Below are 18,854 nucleotides of genomic sequence, written 5' to 3' on the forward strand. Positions count from 1 at the left end.
GACGGTCAGCGCTTTGCAGTCTGTTGGCTAGCGGCAAAAGTGCTTAGATAGCGGAAGGAGTTTTGGTTGGTACCGACATGCAGCACCTGGTCGATTTGTGCTTCCGAGATGTCAAACTGATAGAGCATCTGGTAGGCATTGCGAATCTCTGCACGCAGGTCCAGCGTGACGCTCTCGGGGTACATCAGCTTGGCCAGCCAGATCCAGTACAACGGTGAATCTTGGCTGGGCGGGTCCCAGTAGTAGCCACCAGCCGGTACTTTGTAGATGCGCTTGTTTCGCACAGCGCTGATCTGCGACAGCATGGGGTTTTGGTAGAGCGTCTCGGGGCTCAGGTCGTGCTCGAAGTTGGTGAGCACAATCACATCCGGGTCCCAAATCAAGATCTGCTCCACATTGACGGTGGGAGACCCCGCCTTGGAGTTATTGACATTGACGCCTCCTGCAATGGCAAGGTCCGTGTCGAAATTACCGCTCTGGCCTGCTGCGGCCATCCCTGTTTTGTAGCGAGAGAGGTACATGACCTTCTGGCGCTGTCCGGAGGGTATGGTGCTGACTTGCTGCTGCAACGCATGGCGGATACGGTTGCGCCACGCGTTGATTGCCTTACCACGCTCAGGCTGCCCCAGGCTGGTGGAGAACAGCGTGATCCACTTTTGGGTTTGTTCTTCAGAGCCGTAGCGCAGGGCAGCAGCTTGCAGGCCTGCCGCCTCTAACGGTGCGAGGAGATCGTCGCCCATATGGCCCCACTGCCAGACAAGGTCGGGCTGGATTTCCAGCAGAGACTCCACGTTGGGCGTGAAGCTGCTCCCCCGTGTGATGTCATGGCGAACTCGTGCCATCTCCGGAAAGATGGAGGGCAGCAACATGGTCTTGAGATTGGTATGCGTCGCTGGGTGCATGCCTTCCAGTCCCTTCACGCCCTGGTTCACGGAGGCGAATACGGAGCTGGCAGGCATGGGTGTGGTGACGGTACGTGTTGCCACGTGGGGTAGCTGTACCTGTCGCCCATTCATGTCCTGGAATTGCACACCTTGCGCAGCTGCGTGCGTGGCGATGGCACCCCAGGCAAGCAGTGAAAAGTAGCGGAGCATCAGTAAAATTAAAGCAAATGAGAATGATTGCTAATAATTATACGGATAAAAATGATAGTACTGGCAGAGGTGATTTACAGCGGCAAAGTCTCTGTGCGCAGGCTGACGCGGCCCATGCATCGGTATCAGCCTATTGATGTGGTGGAAACAGATTGCAGATAGGCCTGCATCAGTTGGCAGAGGTGTGCACAGACGGTTTTCATCGCCAGGTCAGAGGTATCGCTTTCCAGCAATGCCTGCGCTGGGCCAATCATGGCGCTGGTGGCCAGCAGGCTCACGGTGTGCAAATCATCAAAGCGTGCATCTGTGGCGGTGTCCAGCATTGACGCAACTGCCCGGTGCATACGTGCTTTGGTGTGTGCGACCAGTGCCGCGCCACCATGTTCCTCTGCTACGGCGTACAGCGCTTTGGATGCTGCAGGTTGCTTGAGCTTTGCTGCAATAAATGCATCTACCAATGCATGTGCCATCACGGCAATCGGCCTGTTGCTTTGCGCCACACACGCTTGCTCCACGGCGGAGGCGACTTGGTCGAGATGCTGGCTCAGCACAGCGGCCAGCAGTGATCTCTGGTTGGGGTAGTACTGGTAGAGACTTCCCACGGACACCCCTGCGCGTTCTGCCACACGCGTGGTGGTGCAGCGGGCCAAGCCTTCGGCAGCTAAAACCTGAATGACGGCGGCATGGATCGCGTCAACGGTTGCCATCGATCGGGCTTGAACCGGTGATTTTCTTGGCTTGTGCGGTGCGCTGGATGGCGTCATCGAATGCGAATTCACAATGTGAATAATGCTTCATATTATCAATGCTCTTCAACGCAAAGAGCGATTTCCATGCATTCAGATGTTCGCCCCGTGGCACTGGTAACAGGTGCCAACAAGGGTATTGGCCTGGCCGTCACGCAGCAGTTGGCTGCATGCGGCTACATCGTCTATCTCGCCAGTCGCGATGTACTGCGCGGTGCCCAAGCCAAGCGCAATATCGAATGCCCAGGCATGGACATTCGGGTAATTGCCCTGGATGTCACGAATGCAGCATCCATCGCGCAGGCCACCAGCCGGCTGCAGGAGGAGGTGGGCGCTTTGGATGTACTGGTCAACAACGCCGGCATTGCTGGTCAGCCTCAGTCCCCCAGCCAATGCGATGCGCAGGCACTGCGCGACGTGTATGAGGTCAATGTCATCGGGCCTGTGTCGGTTACCCGAGCGTTGTTGCCGCTGATGCGCGCGGGCCAGCAGCGCGTCATCGTTAACGTATCCAGCGAGTTGGGCTCGCTGGGCCTGCATAGCGACCCAGATTTTCCCTTCGCTTCCGTCAATCTGTTGGCTTATTGCTCGTCGAAGACGGCGCTCAACGCATACACCGTGTTGCTTGCGAAAGAGCTGCAAAGTGAAGGCTTCAAGATCAATGCAGTGAATCCGGGCTTCACCGCGACGGACCTCAATGGCTTCATGGGAACGCAAACCGTGGAGCAGGCTGCAGGGGTCGTGCTCCAATACGCCACTTTGGGCGTTGGCGGCGCCACCGGAGGGTTCTTTACTGCTGGCGGAGTACTGCCGTGGTGACCGCCCAGCAAGCACGCGCAGATTCGGTGTGCGTGGCTAAGCATTGACCGAATCGGCAGGGCAAAAGAAAAGCGCCCGGAGGGCGCTTGTTTCTTAGTCATCTGGCGGAGGCTGTGAGATTCGAACTCACGGAAGGATCACTCCTTCGGCAGTTTTCAAGACTGCTGGTTTAAACCACTCACCCAAACCTCCGGAAGCTGCGTATTCTACACATGGATTGGTGTCCATTTGGCACATTCCTATGTGGGCCGAACAGGCCTGCGCAGGGATGAGGATGGTGATGTGCTGGGGGCATATAGCTAGTGGTGGCGGCAGATAGCCCAACCATGGCTCACGGGGGAAACCGGGCACATGCCCGCCTCAAAGTCTGAGTGGTGTGGCGGCCATGTCTGCACATGGCCATGCTTTTAGCGCATAAAAAAAACCGCCTTCACTCGGAAGGCGGTTGAGAGGGCGGGAACTAGCCAGCGGGCGCATGCCGTGCTGGCTATATGCCACGCCTGGTGGTGGCTCTGCGCTTAGTCAGAGGTCGCGCCAGAGGCCTTCACTGCGGCGCCCCACTTCTTGATGTCGGCATCAATCAAGGTGGTGAATTCGGCAGTGCTCAAGCCGTAGGCTTCTGCACCCAGATCCGAGATCTTTTTCTTGACGTTGTCTTGCGCCAGGATGTCAAGCACATAGGTGTTCATGCGCTCGGCCAGTTCCTTGGGCAGGTTCTTGGAGCCAATCATGCCGTACCAAGGCTCCACCTCAAAGTCGGTGTAGCCCAGTTCGTGCAGGCTCTTGATGCCAGGGAACTTGGGCGAAGCGTGCTTGCTGGTGATTGCCAGTGCTTTGAGCTTGCCGCCGTCCAGCTGGGGCTTCAGTGGCACGGGGTTGTCGATGCCGTACTGCACTTCATTGGCCATCAGTGCAATGATCAGCGGGGCAGAACCCTTGTAAGGCACGTGGGGGGCTTTGGCCTTGACTTCCATGTGGAACATCTCGGCAATCATGTGCTGGGGCGAGCCTGCACCGGCGGAGCCGAAGTTCACCTTGTCGGCCTTGATCTGGGCCACCAGCTGCTCGACGTTGTTGATGCCCGAAGTGGCACCTGTCACCAGCAGGAAGGGTGCCTTGGCGATGGGGGTGATCGGGGTCAGATCGGTCTTGGGGTTGTAGGGCACGCTTTTGTACAGCGATGGCGAGATCACCACGGGGCTGCTGGAGCCCACCAGGAAGGTGCCGCCATCGGGCTTGGCGCGGCTGACAAAGGCGGTGGCAATGTTGCCGTTAGCGCCTGGCTTGCTTTCGACGATCACAGCAGCATCAATGCGCTTTTCCAGCTCCAGTGCCACGATGCGCGCCAGCATGTCGCTGGTGCCGCCGGGTGCGTAGGGCTGAACCAGGGTGATGGTCTTGGTGGGCCAAGCATCTTTGGCCAGGGCCAAAGATGGCAGACCTGCGGTGACGGTCAGTGCAGCGGTTGCAGCCAATACGGTTCTTCTGAACATGTCCAATCCTTGTGCTCAGGGCCCGGTATGTGGGCCCAATTTCGATCGCGGCAAAGATCCAAAACAGTGCATTGCTGTTTGTGAATCGGCTATTACCCGTACATGCTAACCCTTGGGGTTTGGCGAAACTGGTGAAAAAGTTCGAACTAATGCCAATTGGTGATGTGGATATTACGTAGAAATAGTTCCAATTTTCAGAGAGCGATTTTTGTTTTCGCAATGTGATAAATGTTGCATTGCAATATGATTTTGAAAGACTTTTTTGGAGCGTAAAAAAAGCCCCATCCCGGGGCTTTGCACAAGGCCGCAAGTTTCAGGCGGTGGTCTGGGCGATGAAAAAGACTTTTTTCACCCGCTCATCCACTTCCCAGTGGCCGGCAAAACCTTCGGGCAGAACAAAGCTTTCGCCTGCACCAAAGTGGTGATTGGTGCCGTCCGGGTCGACCACGCGGCAGCTGCCTTCCAGGATGTGGCAGAACTCCACATAGCCCGCGCAGTGAGAGCGGAAGGCCCCTGCCGTAGCTTCCCAGACACCGCTGCTGAGCTGGCCATGCTGCGCGCTGAAGCTCTCCAGTGTGCGGTAGCTGGTGTCACCGCGGATGGGGCGGCTGGGTTTGCCGGGCTTGGCGTGGGTCAGGTCACGGGTTTCGATGCGAACCAGTTTGGGCAGCGTTGTCATGGGGTGGTTGGGTAAAAAGTGAGCGGTTTGCGCTGAATTTTCCTTGGATTTCGCATACTTTCATACGCAAGTGCAGTGTGAACCAGCGCTGAATGCTCTGGTTCAAAGAGCATTCAGCGCCAAACTTATAAGCACCCAAGCGCAGCCTATAGTCGGACTCGGTGAACCAAGCAAAAGGCCTGCACGCTGGCAGGCCTCGTCACACCGCACAAGGGCCAGGTGCTTAGCGCGGGGGCAGCACGTTCAATTCTGCCGCGCTGGGCAAAAAGCTGCCGTTCCACACCGCATGGGTCGGGATGGGGTGCTTGGTCGCATAGGCCTTGGCGACCTGCTCGGCCATCAATTGCAGGCGCGCGGGGTTGACTTGACCAAAGCCTTCTTTGCGTGCACCTTCGCTGTCAACGGCCGTCTCCAGCGTGAGCTTCAGGCGTTTGACTTCCAGTGGCACGTTCACCAGCCCGTCCTTGGCCTTGAGCGAGGCAATGGCTGCCTCGGGCTGTGCCACCACTTCCTTGGCGCCTTTGGCGAAGGCTTTGAGGAAGGCTCGCAGCGCCTCGGGCTTCTCGGCGATGAGCTTGGGGCTGGCAATGATGACGTTGCCGTACAGCTGCACGCCGTGTGTGGCGTAGGGCAGCACCACGATGTCTTCGCGCTTGATGCCACGGGCTTCCAGGTTCAGCAGGCTGGTGAAGGTGTAGCCGGTCACGGCATCCAGATCACCGCGTGCCAGCATGGTTTCGCGCAGCGGTGGGTCCATCGTGGTCCACTGCACCTCGCCCACGCCGTTGGCCTGGGCAAACAACGGGAAGGTGCGGCGGCCTGCATCAAAAATAGGAGCACCCAGCTTTTTGCCTGACAGGTCTGTGGCCTTGGTGATGCCGGATTTTTTGAGTGCCATGACCGAGGCGGGCGTGGTGTTGTAGATCATCATCACCGCCACGGGCTGGATGGGCGCATCGGGGTTGTTGGCGTGAAACTCCATCAGCGCTGCCATATCGGCAAAACCCAGGTCGTGCGTGCCGGAGGCCACGCGCTGGATGGCACCAGCGCCGCTGGCGGCTTCGACATTCACATCCAGGCCCACTTCTTTGAAGTAGCCTTTTTGCTCGGGGTGCACAAAAAAGGCCGCCGGGCCTTCAAAGCGCCAGTCGAGCTGGAATTTCAGGGGCGTTGCCTGTGCGTGGGCGCTGCCCCAGGCAGAACAGGCCAGCAAGGCGGCAGCAGCGGTGTGCAGAAATTGGCGTTTGCGCATAGGGCAGTGCAATCAAGGGGTTGGAGGTGTCCCACTTCAGCAAGATCAATGCCCGCGCTGCATACACAATTGGCATGCAAGTTGCGGCGCTATCCGCATTGTGTTGACCCTGATTGCCTCATGACCGAAATTGATTTCTCCACCTTGGGGGCGTATGAGCGCTACAAGCTCATGGCCAGCCTGATCGTGCCGCGCCCCATTGCACTGGTGACCACGCTGGGCGAAGACGGCACGGTGAATGCCGCGCCCTTTAGCATGTTCAACATGGTGGGTGAAGACCCGCCGGTGGTGATGCTGAGCGTGAACAAGCTGCAGGATGGCCAGCTCAAAGACACGGCCGCGCACATCTTGCGCACGCGGGAGTTTGTGGTGCACCTGGCCGATGAGCCCATCGCTGCAGCCATGCACCGCTGTGGGGACAAGCTGCCCGTGACCGAGAGCGAGCTGGCCTACACCGGCCTGAGCACCGTAGCTTCACAGACCGTGCAGGTGCCGCGCATTGCCGAAGCACCGGTGGCGTTTGAATGCGTGCTGCACGAGTTGATGGAAACCGAAAGCCGCTACGTCTTCATCGGCCGTGTGCAGTGGTTGGCTGTGCGCGATGGGCTGGTGGACACCGCAACGTGGCGTGTGAAGCTGCAGGACTACTTTCCGGTGGGCCGGTTTGGTGCCAGCTTTTACGTGACCTGCCGCGAGCGTTTTGCCATCGAAGCGCACGAAGGCACGGCGCAGCTGCAAGCGGGCAGTGCGAGCACAGCGGTGGATGAGATGTAAACCCAAAAACAGGAGCGGCCAGCGCATGTTTTGGCTTGATATCAGAAGTATTTACATCTGAATATCAGCATTGGTGTGCGCTACATGCTCTTTTTTGCGGAGCATAGGGCATAAAAAAAGCCCCGGGCGCAAGGCCAGGGGCTTGATGTGGCAAGCAGCTCGTCGGGGCTGCTGGGGCGCTTAGACCGCCTTGCGCGCCTGGGCTTGTGCAGCCGACAGGGCCGTCATATTCACCAGACGACGCACGGTGGACGAAGGCGTCAGCACATGTGCGCTGGCGTTGGCACCCATCAGGATCGGGCCAATCGTGGTGCCGTGGGCTGCGGTGGTCTTGAGGACGTTGAACAGAATGTTCGCCGCATCCAGGTTCGGGCAGATCAGCACATTGGCTTCACCGGTCAGGGTGGTGTCCAGCAAGGTGCGGTTGCGCACGGATTCGTCCAAAGCGGCATCACCGTGCATTTCGCCATCGCACTCAATGCTGGGGTTGGCGGCAGCAAACAGCTTGTGGGCTTCGCGCATCTTCAGTGCCGACTTGCGGGTGGACGAGCCGTAGTTGGAGTGCGACAGGAAGGCCACCTTGGGGGGCAGACCAAAGCGGGCCACTTCGTCAGCGGCCATCTTGGCAATCTGTGCCAGCTCTTGGGCGGTGGGGTCTTCGTTGATGTAGGTATCCGCGATGAACAGAGTGCGGCCTTCCAGGATCACGGCATTGACCGTGGCCAGCTGCTCCACACCTGCTTGCTTGCCCAGCACTTCTTCAATGTGCGCCAGATGGCGGTCAAAGCGACCGACCAGACCCGACAGCATGGCATCGGCATCGCCCAGGTGCACCATCAGCGCAGCGATGATGGTGTTGGAGCGGCGCACCGCAGCCTTGGCGTTTTCTGGCGTGATGCCGTCACGGCCCATGAGGCGGTGGTAGGCCTCCCAGTATTGGCGGAAGCGTGGGTCGTCTTCGGGGTTGCAGATTTCCACATCCACACCGGGCTGCAGGCGCAGGCCGGCTTTGTCGATGCGGGTCGCAATCACGGCAGGGCGGCCAATCAGGATGGGCTTGGCCAGTCCTTCTTCCACCACCACTTGCACGGCACGCAGCACGCGCTCGTCTTCACCTTCGGCGTAAGCCACGCGCTGCAGGTCGGCCTTGGCGGCAGCGAACACAGGGCGCATGAACATGCTGGTCTGATAGACAAAGCGCGACAGGCTTTCGCGGTACGCCTCGATGTCTTCTATGGGGCGGGTGGCCACACCCGATTCGGCGGCGGCCTTGGCCACAGCGGGTGCAATGCGCAGAATCAGGCGCGTGTCGAACGGTGTGGGGATCAGGTAGTCGGGGCCGAACTTCAGCTCCTTGCCTTGGTAGGCGGCGGCCACTTCGTCGGACACGTCTTGCTTGGCCAGCGCAGCGATTTCGCGCACGCAAGCGAGCTTCATGCTTTCCGTGATCTTGGTGGCGCCGCAATCGAGCGCGCCACGGAAGATGTAGGGGAAGCACAGCACGTTGTTCACCTGGTTCGGGTAGTCCGAACGGCCGGTGGCGATGATGCAGTCAGGACGCACGGCCTTGGCCAGCTCAGGGCGAATTTCAGGCTCAGGGTTGGCCAGCGCCAGGATGATGGGGTTGGCAGCCATGGTCTTGACCATGTCGGCAGTCAACGTACCGGCGGCCGAGCAGCCCAGGAACACGTCGGCGCCGTTCACGGCATCACCCAGGGTGCGCAGATCGGTGTCTTGGGCGTAGACGGCCTTGGAGGCATCAAAACCACCGGGGCGACCGTTGTAGATCACGCCCTTGGAGTCGCACATGAAGACGTTCTTGCGCTGCACGCCCAAGCCCACCATCACGTTCACGCAGGCAATCGCCGCAGCGCCCGCGCCGGAGACGGCCACCTTCACGTCTTCAATCTTCTTGTTGACCAGTTCCAGACCGTTCAACAGTGCAGCGCTGGAGATGATGGCAGTGCCGTGCTGGTCGTCGTGGAACACCGGAATGTTCATGCGCTTGGAGAGTTCTTGCTCAATATAGAAGCACTCAGGCGCCTTGATGTCTTCCAGATTGATGCCGCCCAGCGTGGGCTCCAGCGACGCGATGATGTCGATCAGCTTGTCGGGATCGCGCTCAGCCAGCTCGATGTCGAACACGTCCACACCGGCAAACTTCTTGAACAGGCAACCCTTGCCTTCCATGACAGGCTTGGAAGCCAGTGGACCAATGTCACCCAGACCCAGCACGGCGGTGCCGTTGGTGATCACGCCCACCAGGTTGCCGCGCGATGTGTACTCGGCAGCCTTGGAAGGATCGGCTTCGATATCCAGGCAGGGGTAAGCCACGCCGGGCGAATATGCCAGCGACAGATCACGCTGGTTGGACAGCGGCTTGGTCGGAGTGACCGAAATCTTGCCCTTGTTGGGGCTGGCATGGTATTCACGCGCAGCTTCGCGCAGGGCTTGTTCAGCGGTGGACAGAGTTTGTGTCATAACAACGGCGGTAGTCTTCTAAATTCGTCTAATCCGGCATCAGGATTGTCGGCCTAGAGCTTACCCTAGGTAGGGCCTGTTCCATAGATCAGCGGTTTGTGCGCTGCAATATAAGCGTAGCCAAAGGCGCAAAACCCCTGCGCATGTGGGCAGGGGCTTCTTGAGGCCCGCGGGTGTGCGGGCCACGGGCGGGCGGACGGGGCTTAGTGTGCGTCGGCCTGGCGTGCAGCATGGATCGCAGCTTGGGTATCAGCGCGGGCGCCATTGAAGAACATATTCAATAGCACCGCAGCGATCGAGGCCAAAAGGATACCGGATTCGATGAGCGGGTGAATGCTGTGGGGCATCCACTGGCGGAAGTTCGGTGCCACCAGCGGGATCATGCCCACGCCAATCGACACGGCCACAATCATGGCGTTGTTGCGGTTGTCCTTGAAGTCCACGGTCGACAGGATGCGAATACCTGTGGCGGCCACCATGCCAAACATGACCAGGCCCGCACCGCCGAGCACAACGGTGGGCAATGACTCAATCAGCATGGCCATCTTGGGCAGCAGGCCCAGCAAAATCAGAATGGCGCCCCCGGCGACACACACCCAGCGGCTCTTGACACCCGTCACGGCGACCAGGCCCACGTTTTGCGAGAAGCTGGTGTAGGGGAAGGTGTTGAACAGGCCGCCCAGCAGGGTGCCCAGGCCATCAGTGCGCAGGCCGCGGGTCAGCTCTGTCTGGCTGATGGGCTTGTTGGTCATGTCGGACAGTGCGAGGAACATGCCGGTGGACTCAATCATCACCACGACCATGACCAGGGTCATGGTCAGGATCAGGATGGGGTCAAACACGGGGTAGGCAATCTCAAACGGCAGCACCAAGTTGAACCACTGGGCCTGCGCCACTTTGTGAAAGTCCATCAGCCCCATGGCGGCGGTGATCAGGCCCCCCACCACAATGCCCAGCAGCACGGAGATGTTGGCCATAAAGCCTTTGCCAAAGCGCGCGACCAGCAAGATGGTCAGCAGCACGATGCCGGAGATGCCGACGCCCGTCAGATCTGCGTACTTGGGGTTGGGCAAGGTCGGCACAACAGCGAAGCCTTTGGGCACGGGAGGCAAGGAGGTGCCCGGAGCGCCAGCCATGGCCTGGGCTTCGGTCAGCCATTTCAGGTGTTCAGGGTTGGGCACGGAGGGGGCGGTGGGGCCTACCGGGTTGCCGAAAATCCAGTTGATGCCCACGCGCATCAGGCTGATGCCGATCACCGTGATGATGGTGCCCGTGACAACCGGCGGGAAAAAACGCAGCAAGCGGCTGACGATGGGCGCAATCAAGATAGAGATGATCCCCGAGCCAATCACTGCACCGAAAATCAGCCCCGCTCCTGCGTGACCGCCGGTGCTCTGCGCCATGGACACCATGGGGCCCACGGCTGCAAAGGTGACACCCATCATGACGGGCAGCTTGATGCCAAACCACTGCGTGCAGCCCATGGCCTGGATCAGTGTGACCAAGCCGCAGACAAACAAGTCCGCAGAGATCAGCATGGCGACTTGCTCGGGTGGCAGATTCAATGCACGACCCACGATCAGCGGCACGGCCACGGCGCCGGCATACATCACAAGTACGTGTTGTAAACCCAGCGCGGTGACACGACCCAAAGGCAGTTTTTCATCGACAGGATGCACAGGTGTTGGCATGGGTCTTCCTTGAAAGCTTGGTATGTGGGGCTAGGGCATTCAGTGCTTTGCGCACAGCTATCCATACAAAAAGTGTATACAAAATAATGTGCAAAACCACTCCTGAAATTCCCCTGAATGCAGGCAATTTCCTAGGTATTTGCCCCCTGATGGGGGCTATGGGGGAAAGTGCAGTGTTTTGCTTTTTGCCAAGCAAAAAAACTTTTTGCACTGTGAAATGGCAAAGCGGTTTTGCAGAAGCGGTCACCCATAGCACAAGCAAAAAATACGCCTATATGCGATTGGGTTGAGTGGGTGGATGCTGTGGTGTCAAAGCGGTCTGTGCCGTATCTGCGTGTTGTGGATCGGGCATGTAAAAAGCCGCACTCTGCGGTGTGCAGAGCGCGGCTTTTTACAGTTGAATTGGTGTTTAAGCCAGCCAGTCCACCAAGCTGCGCGCCACCACCTTGGTTGCTCGGCGCAGGTCTTCCAGCGCCAGGCGCTCGTCCGCGCGCTTGGCATGGCTTTCCAGCACGGTGCGGGGGCCGGCACCGTAGATCACACCGGGAATGCCGCGCTCCACGTACAGGCGTACATCGGTGTACAGAGGGGTGCCGACGGCAGGGGGTTTTTCGCCAAACACGGCTTCACCGTGGGTCTGGATGGCATCCACCAAAGGCTTGTTCCCGGCCAGTGGTGTCATGGCGTTGGCCAGCAGCAGGCGTTTGATGTCAACGCGCACGGCGTCCTCGCCCTGGTAGCCGCGCTGGGTGTTGAAGTCGGCAGTGGCTTGGGCAATCACGGCACGGATGCTAGCTTCCACTTCCACGGGGTTTTCTTCGGGGATCATGCGGCGGTCGAGCTTGAGCACCACTTTGCCGGGGATCACATTGGTGTTGGTGCCGCCTTCGATGCGGCCGATGTTCAGATACGGGTGCTTGATGCCGGTGACCTTGGAAGTCACTTGCTGGTACTTCACGTTCTCGGCATACAGGCTGTTCATGATGGCAACGGCAGCTTGCAGCGCATCCACACCGGTGTGGGGCACCGCCGCGTGGGCCATCTTGCCGTGCACGGTCACTTCCATTTGCAGGCAGCCGTTGTGTGCGGTCACCACTTCGTAGCTAAAGCCAGCGGCCACCATCAAGTCGGGTTGGGTCAAGCCTTTTTTGAGCAACCAGCCGGGGCCCAGTTCGCCACCAAACTCTTCGTCGTAGGTGAAGTGCAACTCCACTGCGCCCTTGGTGGGCTTGACCACGGCTTCCAGCGCGCGCACGGCGAAGGTGAAGGTGGAAAAGTCGCTCTTGCTTACGGCGGTGGCGCGGCCGTACATCTTGCCGTCTTCAATGGTGGCGCCGTACGGGTCTTTGCTCCAGCCTTCACCGGGCGGCACCACGTCGCCGTGGGCGTTCAGGGCAATGGTCTTGCCACCGTCACCCGGTGTGCCGTAAGGGCGGCGCACGATCAGGTTGGTGATTGACTCCATGCCGTAGTCTTTGACTTCTTGCGGTGGCACCACGTGCTTTTCGGCATCAAAGCCAAATTCGGCAATCAAATCGGCGGTGCGCTCGGCGTGCGGCGCGTTGTTGCCGGGCGGGGTGTCGGTGGGCACTTGCACCAGTGCTTGCAAAAACTGCACTTGCTCATCGAAGTGCGCGTCGATCCACGCATCCAGCGCGGCGTAGGTGGCTTGGCGGTTTAGGGTCATTGCGTTGTCTCTATCGGTGATTTTTTATTCGGCGGCCAGTTGCTGCAGCACATGGCTGAAAGCGTCCACGGCCAGTTGCATGTCGTCGCTGGTGGTGGACTCCAGCGGGTTGTGGCTGATGCCACTGTTCAAGCCGCGCGTAAACAGCATGGCTTGGGGCATGATTTCGTGCAGCTTCATGGCGTCGTGGCCAGCGCCGCTGGGCATGCGCAGCAGGGGTACACCCAGTGCTTGCACTGCGTTTTCCCACAGAGTTTGCAGGGCTGGTGCGCTGGGTGCCGCGGCGGCCTTCATGGCCAGCTCGGTCTTGTACTGCAGGCCACGGCGCTGGGCAATTTCATCGAGCTTGGCCAGCACATCGGCCACCATGGCATCGCGCTGCGGGTCGGTCGGGGCACGCATGTCCATGCTGAAGCTGCATTGGCCGGGCACCACGTTGATGGAGCCGTTGGGCACTTGCAGCATGCCAATGGTGGCCACGCTGTCGCCATCTTTCAGGGCGCGTGCTTCCATGTACAGCGCCAGTTCGGCCACGCCCAAGGCAGCGTCGCGGCGGCGGTTCATGGGGGTGGTGCCGGCATGGCTGGCCGTGCCCACCATGTTGCACACATAGCGCACACCACCGTTGATGGAGGTGACCACGCCCAGCGGAATGTCGAATTCATTGAGCACCGGGCCTTGCTCGATATGTACCTCGATAAAGCCCAGATACTGCGCGGCATCGCGCTGGATTTTGGGGATGTCGTCAATGCACAGACCGGCGTGCTGCATGGCCTCACGCATGGTGATGCCATCGGCGTCTTTTTGCTCCAGCCATTCGGGCTTGAAGTCGCCAATCAAAGCGCCGGAGCCAAGGAAGGTGGCCTTGTAGCGCTGGCCTTCTTCTTCGGCAAAGCCCACCACCTCAATGCCAAACGGTAGGCGTTTGCCTTGGCGGTGCAACTCGCGCACGCAGGCCATGGGCACAAAAATGCCCAGGCGGCCGTCGTACTTGCCACCGTTGCGCACGGTGTCGTAGTGGCTGCCGGTTAAAAGGTATTTGCCATCCGTATTGGCGGGTTTGTAGCGGCCCACCACATTGCCCACGGCGTCAATCTCTACCTCATCAAAGCCGCAGTCACGCATCCAGTGGCTGATGCGCTGGGCGCAGGCGCGGTGGGCATCGGTCAGGTAAGTGACGGTGAGCTGGCCTTTTTCGGCATAGCCCGGTTCGCTGTGCTGGGCCAGCTTTTCCTGCCAGTCCCACACCTCGTTGCCCAGCGTGGGCTCGTAGCCAAACTTGTCGTTGAGGCGAATTTCCGCAATGCGGTGGATGTTGCGCACGGCCTCTGCGCGCTCAAAGTTCGGGTGGTTGGACAGGCGCCGCGCAAAGGTGGTAATGATTTCCTGCTTGCCCAAACCGGTACCGCGCGGGCCGCGCACGGCGAGGATGAACGGAAAGCCAAAGCGTGCGTTGTAGTCTGCGTTGAGCTGATGGATCTGCGCAAACTCTGCGGGCGTGCAGGCGGTCAGCCCGGCCTTGTTTTGCTCGTTGGTCGATTCGGCCGTCAAGGTATTGGCCACCATGGCCTTGCCTGCCAGCTCCGGGTGGGCGCGGATTAAATCGAGCTGTGGCTGCACCCCGGCTTTTTCTAGCACCTGCACCATGGCGTGTTTCAGGTGCGCCAGCGACTTGAATGGGCGCTGTGCCATGGCGGCCTCGGCAATCCAGGGGGAATGCTCGTACAGGCCATCGAGCAGCTGCACGGCCGCGGCGGTGTCGGCAGCGTTGAGTTGTTCCAAGGTCAGGGCCATGGGGTGTCCTATCTAAAACAAGAGCTGCTTGCGCAGTCTGGATAAGCCTTAGAGGCTGATTTGGCTTAAATTTTTGATCACAGTGCTGGCGCGGGAAAGCGCTGTGCCCAGTGGCGTGCAATGTCAATGCGGCGTGCCACCCAGACCTTGTCGTGCTGCTGGATGTGGTCCAAAAAACGCTGCAATGCGGTGATGCGACCGGGGCGGCCCAGCAGGCGGCAGTGCATGCCAATGCTCATCATCTTGGGCGCGTTGTCGCCATCGGCAGCACCTTCGGCGTACAGCGCATCGAACGTGTCTTTCAGGTACTGGAAGAACGGGTCGGCGTGCGAGTAGCCCTGGGGCAGGGCAAAGCGCATGTCGTTGCAGTCCAGCGTGTAGGGCACGATCAGTTGCTGGTGCTGGCTGCCGTCGGTTTTGGCCACGGTCATCCAGAACGGCAGGTCGTCACCGTAGTAGTCGCAGTCATACGCAAAGCGGCCATCATCGGCCACGATGCGGTGGGTGTTGGGGCTGTCGCGCCCGGTGTACCAACCCAGGCCGTGGTCACCGTCGTGGCCATACAGCTCGCCAAAAATCTCCATGCACTGCGCCATGTGCGCGCGCTCGACTTCGGCGGGGATGCCCTGGTAGTGAATCCATTTGAGGCCGTGGCAGGCCACTTCGTGGCCCAGTTCGGCAAAGGCTTGGGCCACTTCGCGGTGCTTTTGCAGCGCGGTGGCCACGCCAAACACGGTCAGTGGCAGGCCGCGTTTTTCAAACTCGCGCAGGATGCGCCACACGCCTGCGCGGCTGCCGTATTCGTAAATGCCTTCCATGCTCATGTGGCGCTCAGGGTAGGCGGCCGGGTTGAACATTTCAGACAGAAACTGCTCGCTGGCGGCATCGCCATGCAGCACGCAGTTTTCGCCGCCTTCTTCGTAGTTCAGCACAAACTGCACCGCCACGCGGGCCTGGCCGGGCCACTGCGGGTGGGGTGTATGGCGGCCGTAGCCAATCAGGTCACGGGGGTAGGGGGCGCAGGCGTTGTAGGTCATGGTGCGGGCACTTTTCACAAGGCGACGCTGGACAGCGCCATCGACAGATCGTTGGTGGGCATGTCGCGGTCAAAGGTCAGACCTTCTTCCACGTGTTGCAGGTGGTCTTGCATCAGGCGCACGGCGGCGTCTTCGTCTTTGCTGGCCAGTGCGGCCACAATGGCTTCGTGTTCTTCGTGCGAGTGTTCGGCGGCGCTGGTGCTCTGGTACATCAGCGTGATGAGCGCGCAGCGCGAGATCAAATCGCCCAGCAGTTGGGCCAGCACGGTGTTGTCCATCAACTCGGCCATGACCACGTGAAAGTCACCCAGCAGCTCGGTGCGCTGGCCCACGTCGTTGCGGTCCATGGCCTTCTTTTCAGAGGCGATGTGGTTTTTCAGGCTTTTGATCTGCTTGGGTGTGATCTGGCGCACAAAGGCGCGGGTCATTTCGGTCTCCAGCATGCGGCGCACGGCAAAGACCTGCTTGGCCTCGTCCACCGAAGGGGTGGCGACGAAGGCACCGCGTGCGGGAGCCAGGGTGACCAGCCGGTTTTGCGAAAGCTGGAACAAAGCTTGCCTGACCAGGGTGCGCGAGACGCCAAAGTGGTCGGCCAGCTTTTGCTCCGCCAGTTTGGTGCCGGGCAGCAGCTTGTGCTCGACGATGGCGCGGGTCAGGGCGTCGGCAATGGCGCTGGTAGAGGATGTTTCCATAGGGATCATCATAGATGCGTTTGAGCAAAAATTGTATACACTTTTGGTGAACAAGCAGTTGCAAGGCAGCTGCAGCAAATTAAGGAGTTACCCCATGGGCTTGAGTACCCACGTTCTGGACACCATGCATGGCTGCCCTGCAGCCGGCATGAAGGTGAAATTGTTTGCGGTGAAGGGCGAGCAGGTCACCCTGGTCAAAGATCTGACCTTGAACCACGATGGCCGCACCGATGCCCCACTTTTTGACAACAACAGCCTCAAAGTGGGAACCTACCGCTTGTCGTTTGATGTTGCAGCGTACTTCCAAGCAAAAGGCGTGCAACTTCCCGAGCCTAACTTCCTGAATGTGGTGAGCCTGGACTTTGGCGTGGCCCATACCGACCAGCACTACCACGTGCCGCTGCTGGTCAGCCCGTGGAGTTATTCGACGTACCGTGGTTCCTGAGCGATTCAGCGCAATCTAAAAAAAGAGAGCGCATAGCGCGCGTGCTGGCTTGGGTTCGAAGGGTTTTTGCTTCAAAACCAAGCGCTATCAAGCGCTGCTAGCTCTCTTTTTTGGGGTTCAGGGCGTGGTGTGTGGCGCCGTCAGCGTCAGCAGCATCCAGTCTTCGTCGTAGCACACACCGTCGACGCACAGGCAGCGCGGCTCGACCGCAAAGCGCACAAATCCGGCGCGCTGGTACAGCGCAATCGCGGCGTGGTTGTGGCTGGCCACGCCCAGTTGCAGTTGCTGCAGCCCCAGCATGGTGCGTGCGTGCTGCACCGTGGTGGTCAGCAGGGCCTGGGCGATACCTAGGCCACGCTGGGCCGGGTGCACATACACGCCCCAGAGGTCGGCTTTGTGCGCCAGCTTGGTGGGGCTGCGGCGTTGCAGGCCGATGGTGCCCACCAGCTGTCCGTTGACCCAAGCACCCAACACCCATGCGGTGGCGCTGGGTTGCAGGCGCTGCGCCTGGGTTTCCAGGGGCAGCGCGGCTTGTTCTTCGGCCGAGGTAGCAAATGCTTGCGGGTGCGTCTGCAGCGCCTGCATGCGCAGCGTGTGAAAAGCGGCGGCATCGGTCGCCTGCAGCTTGCGCAGGGTGAAGGTGGGGGTGGTGTCTAGCCCCGCCTCAGCTGTGGTCACGCTGGCCTTCGGTCAGGGTGTCGAGCTGGAATTTGCCTGATTTGTCCCACAGCCAGGTGTCGGTATAGGTCACGTAGCCCAGCTGGCTGGCGAGCGGAAAGGGTGCTGCTGCGCGCACCGTGCGCTCAATTTCTCTGACCACTTCTGGTGCATGGCTGGGTTTGCGCAGCCAGTTGAAGCTGCGCACCTCGCCCTTGCGGCCCAGATTAACTTCCAGTGTGCCCACGGCATACAGCAAGGGGGGCAGCGTGCCTTGGTAGATGCGGTTGGCATTGCGCGCGTACAGATGCCGTGCGGCATCCTGGCGGTAAGCCCGGGCATTGTTGGCCCGTGAGGCGCCGCTGGGGCCATCGCCCGCCGTGCTGCCACTGGGGCGTGACGGGCTGATGCCACAGGCCGCCAGCAGGGCAGCCACCGCAGCGGCCGCCCCGCCCCAAAGCCAGTGGCGCTTGGAATCGGGGGAAGATCGGGATGCGGTCTTGTCAGTCATGGTTCAAGCTTATCCTGATCTCAGGGCTTGCGCCAAAGTGGCAAGGCTTGTGCTTGCAACAGTCTGTGTCCGCATTGAAAGGGTTTGGGGTGAGTGATTGGGAATGTTTGCAGGCTGCACAGGCGCATGGCTCTGTGTGCCTGGTGGAAGTGATGGCGGTGCAGGGCTCGGCCCCGCGGAGTGCGGGTGCGTGGATGGCGGTGCTGCCTGAGCGCCAAGTTGGCACCATTGGCGGTGGCCACTTGGAGTGGGAGGCCACCCGGCTGGCGCGCCAGTGGCTGCAGCAAGGCGGGGAGGGCGCGCCGCGCGCCGTGCGGTTGGCGCTGGGGCCATCGCTGGGGCAATGCTGCGGCGGCGCGGTGGACCTTCGGCTGTCCATGGTGACGCCTGCGCAGGGGGGCGAGGCCATCGCCCATTTGCGCCCCCAGCCCACCCCGGTGGCGCTGTTTGGTGCGGGCCACGTCGGTCACGCGCTGGTGCGCATGCTGCAGCCGCTGCCTTTTGCCGTGCACTGGGTGGACAGCCGCGATGCCGTGTTCCCTGTCGAAACGATGCCCGGTGTGCACTGCGAGCATTCCGAGCCGGTGCACGACGCGGTGCGCGACTTGCCCAGTCAGTCGCTGGTGCTGGTGATGAGCTTCAGCCACGCTGAGGATCTGGACATTGTCTGTGCCTGCCTGCGCCGCCAGCGTGAGTGCGGCGACCTGCCGTTTGTGGGGCTGATTGGCAGTGCCACCAAGTGGGCCGTATTTCAAAAGCGCCTGGCCGAGCGTGGCTTTAGTCCGCAGGAAGTGGCCCACATCACCTGCCCGATTGGCATTCCTGGCGTGCCTGGAAAAGAACCCGAAACCATTGCCGTGGCCGTCGCGGCACAGTTATTGCAGCAACGTGCCCATCGGCTTTCATCGGACTGACTGCTGTTGGTAGTTGTCCTAGGGTGGGGCAGTTTTTGCGTGTTTGGCGACAAAAATTGCATACACTTTGGTGAAAGACAGGTCGCAG

At 60.2% G+C, this 18,854-nt stretch carries 17 protein-coding genes and 1 tRNA gene; 4 read left to right on the forward strand and 14 right to left on the reverse strand.

The features are described from left to right. Window positions 1-5 precede the first annotated feature (5 nt). On the reverse strand, window positions 6-1,094 hold the full coding sequence (locus AC27VO_RS03655; protein WP_488665329.1) for an ABC transporter substrate-binding protein: 1,089 nt from the start codon (window positions 1,092-1,094) through the stop codon (window positions 6-8). Window positions 1,095-1,219: 125 nt separating this feature from the next. After that, complete coding sequence (locus AC27VO_RS03660; RefSeq protein WP_488665330.1) at window positions 1,220-1,801, reverse strand: TetR/AcrR family transcriptional regulator; 582 nt, start codon at window positions 1,799-1,801, stop codon at window positions 1,220-1,222. A 126-nt stretch (window positions 1,802-1,927) separates the two neighbouring features. On the opposite strand from AC27VO_RS03660, the gene AC27VO_RS03665 reads away from it, so the two are divergent. Next, window positions 1,928-2,659, forward strand: coding sequence for an SDR family NAD(P)-dependent oxidoreductase (locus AC27VO_RS03665; protein ID WP_488665331.1), 732 nt, complete (start codon window positions 1,928-1,930; stop codon window positions 2,657-2,659). Window positions 2,660-2,761: 102 nt separating this feature from the next. On the opposite strand, the gene AC27VO_RS03670 is transcribed toward AC27VO_RS03665, so the two are convergent. The 4 genes from AC27VO_RS03670 to AC27VO_RS03685 form a co-directional block, all read right to left on the reverse strand. Continuing rightward, window positions 2,762-2,851 (reverse strand) — tRNA-Ser (locus AC27VO_RS03670). A gap of 326 nt (window positions 2,852-3,177) precedes the next feature. Then, a complete protein-coding gene (locus tag AC27VO_RS03675) occupies window positions 3,178-4,152 on the reverse strand; it encodes a Bug family tripartite tricarboxylate transporter substrate binding protein (RefSeq protein WP_488665332.1) in 975 nt (324 codons plus the stop codon). 313 nt (window positions 4,153-4,465) lie between these two features. Continuing rightward, a complete protein-coding gene (locus AC27VO_RS03680; protein WP_488665333.1) occupies window positions 4,466-4,831 on the reverse strand; it encodes a cupin domain-containing protein in 366 nt (121 codons plus the stop codon). 223 nt (window positions 4,832-5,054) lie between these two features. After that, window positions 5,055-6,083 (reverse strand): ABC transporter substrate-binding protein, encoded by a 1,029-nt coding sequence (locus AC27VO_RS03685; protein ID WP_488665334.1) that lies wholly within the window; start codon window positions 6,081-6,083, stop codon window positions 5,055-5,057. A gap of 120 nt (window positions 6,084-6,203) precedes the next feature. On the opposite strand from AC27VO_RS03685, the gene AC27VO_RS03690 reads away from it, so the two are divergent. After that, window positions 6,204-6,857 (forward strand): flavin reductase family protein, encoded by a 654-nt coding sequence (locus tag AC27VO_RS03690; RefSeq protein WP_488665335.1) that lies wholly within the window; start codon window positions 6,204-6,206, stop codon window positions 6,855-6,857. Window positions 6,858-7,037: 180 nt separating this feature from the next. On the opposite strand, the gene AC27VO_RS03695 is transcribed toward AC27VO_RS03690, so the two are convergent. From AC27VO_RS03695 to AC27VO_RS03720, 6 genes are all read right to left on the reverse strand, one after another. Continuing rightward, window positions 7,038-9,338 carry an NADP-dependent malic enzyme gene (locus tag AC27VO_RS03695; RefSeq protein WP_488665336.1) on the reverse strand — a complete coding sequence of 767 codons (2,301 nt, stop codon included), beginning with the start codon at window positions 9,336-9,338 and terminating at the stop codon, window positions 7,038-7,040. Window positions 9,339-9,541: 203 nt separating this feature from the next. Beyond that, a complete protein-coding gene (locus AC27VO_RS03700) occupies window positions 9,542-11,029 on the reverse strand; it encodes a nucleobase:cation symporter-2 family protein (protein WP_488665337.1) in 1,488 nt (495 codons plus the stop codon). Between the two features lie 409 nt (window positions 11,030-11,438). Beyond that, window positions 11,439-12,716, reverse strand: a complete 1,278-nt coding sequence (locus AC27VO_RS03705; RefSeq protein ID WP_488665338.1) for a M20 family metallopeptidase — start codon at window positions 12,714-12,716, stop codon at window positions 11,439-11,441. Between the two features lie 24 nt (window positions 12,717-12,740). Continuing rightward, window positions 12,741-14,510: a 2-oxo-4-hydroxy-4-carboxy-5-ureidoimidazoline decarboxylase gene (gene uraD / locus AC27VO_RS03710; protein ID WP_488665339.1), complete on the reverse strand. Its 1,770-nt coding sequence runs from the start codon at window positions 14,508-14,510 to the stop codon at window positions 12,741-12,743. A 77-nt stretch (window positions 14,511-14,587) separates the two neighbouring features. Then, window positions 14,588-15,547: an allantoinase PuuE gene (gene puuE / locus AC27VO_RS03715; protein ID WP_488665340.1), complete on the reverse strand. Its 960-nt coding sequence runs from the start codon at window positions 15,545-15,547 to the stop codon at window positions 14,588-14,590. Window positions 15,548-15,561: 14 nt separating this feature from the next. Next, entirely contained in the window at window positions 15,562-16,239 is a 678-nt protein-coding gene (locus AC27VO_RS03720; protein ID WP_488665341.1) for a GntR family transcriptional regulator, read from the reverse strand. Between the two features lie 94 nt (window positions 16,240-16,333). On the opposite strand from AC27VO_RS03720, the gene uraH reads away from it, so the two are divergent. Next, window positions 16,334-16,684 (forward strand): hydroxyisourate hydrolase, encoded by a 351-nt coding sequence (gene uraH, locus AC27VO_RS03725; protein ID WP_488665342.1) that lies wholly within the window; start codon window positions 16,334-16,336, stop codon window positions 16,682-16,684. A 117-nt stretch (window positions 16,685-16,801) separates the two neighbouring features. On the opposite strand, the gene AC27VO_RS03730 is transcribed toward uraH, so the two are convergent. Both AC27VO_RS03730 and AC27VO_RS03735 read right to left on the reverse strand, forming a co-directional pair. Further along, window positions 16,802-17,362 carry a GNAT family N-acetyltransferase gene (locus AC27VO_RS03730; RefSeq protein ID WP_488665343.1) on the reverse strand — a complete coding sequence of 187 codons (561 nt, stop codon included), beginning with the start codon at window positions 17,360-17,362 and terminating at the stop codon, window positions 16,802-16,804. Then, window positions 17,349-17,852 (reverse strand): hypothetical protein, encoded by a 504-nt coding sequence (locus tag AC27VO_RS03735; protein WP_488665344.1) that lies wholly within the window; start codon window positions 17,850-17,852, stop codon window positions 17,349-17,351. The genes AC27VO_RS03730 and AC27VO_RS03735 overlap by 14 nt, the downstream gene beginning before the upstream one ends. Before the next feature lie 89 nt (window positions 17,853-17,941). Between AC27VO_RS03735 and xdhC the strand changes: the two genes are divergently transcribed. Continuing rightward, complete coding sequence (xdhC, locus tag AC27VO_RS03740; protein WP_488665537.1) at window positions 17,942-18,766, forward strand: xanthine dehydrogenase accessory protein XdhC; 825 nt, start codon at window positions 17,942-17,944, stop codon at window positions 18,764-18,766. Window positions 18,767-18,854: the final 88 nt, after the last annotated feature.

It is taken from the genome of Comamonas sp. 14P8.1.4 (assembly GCF_057799285.1).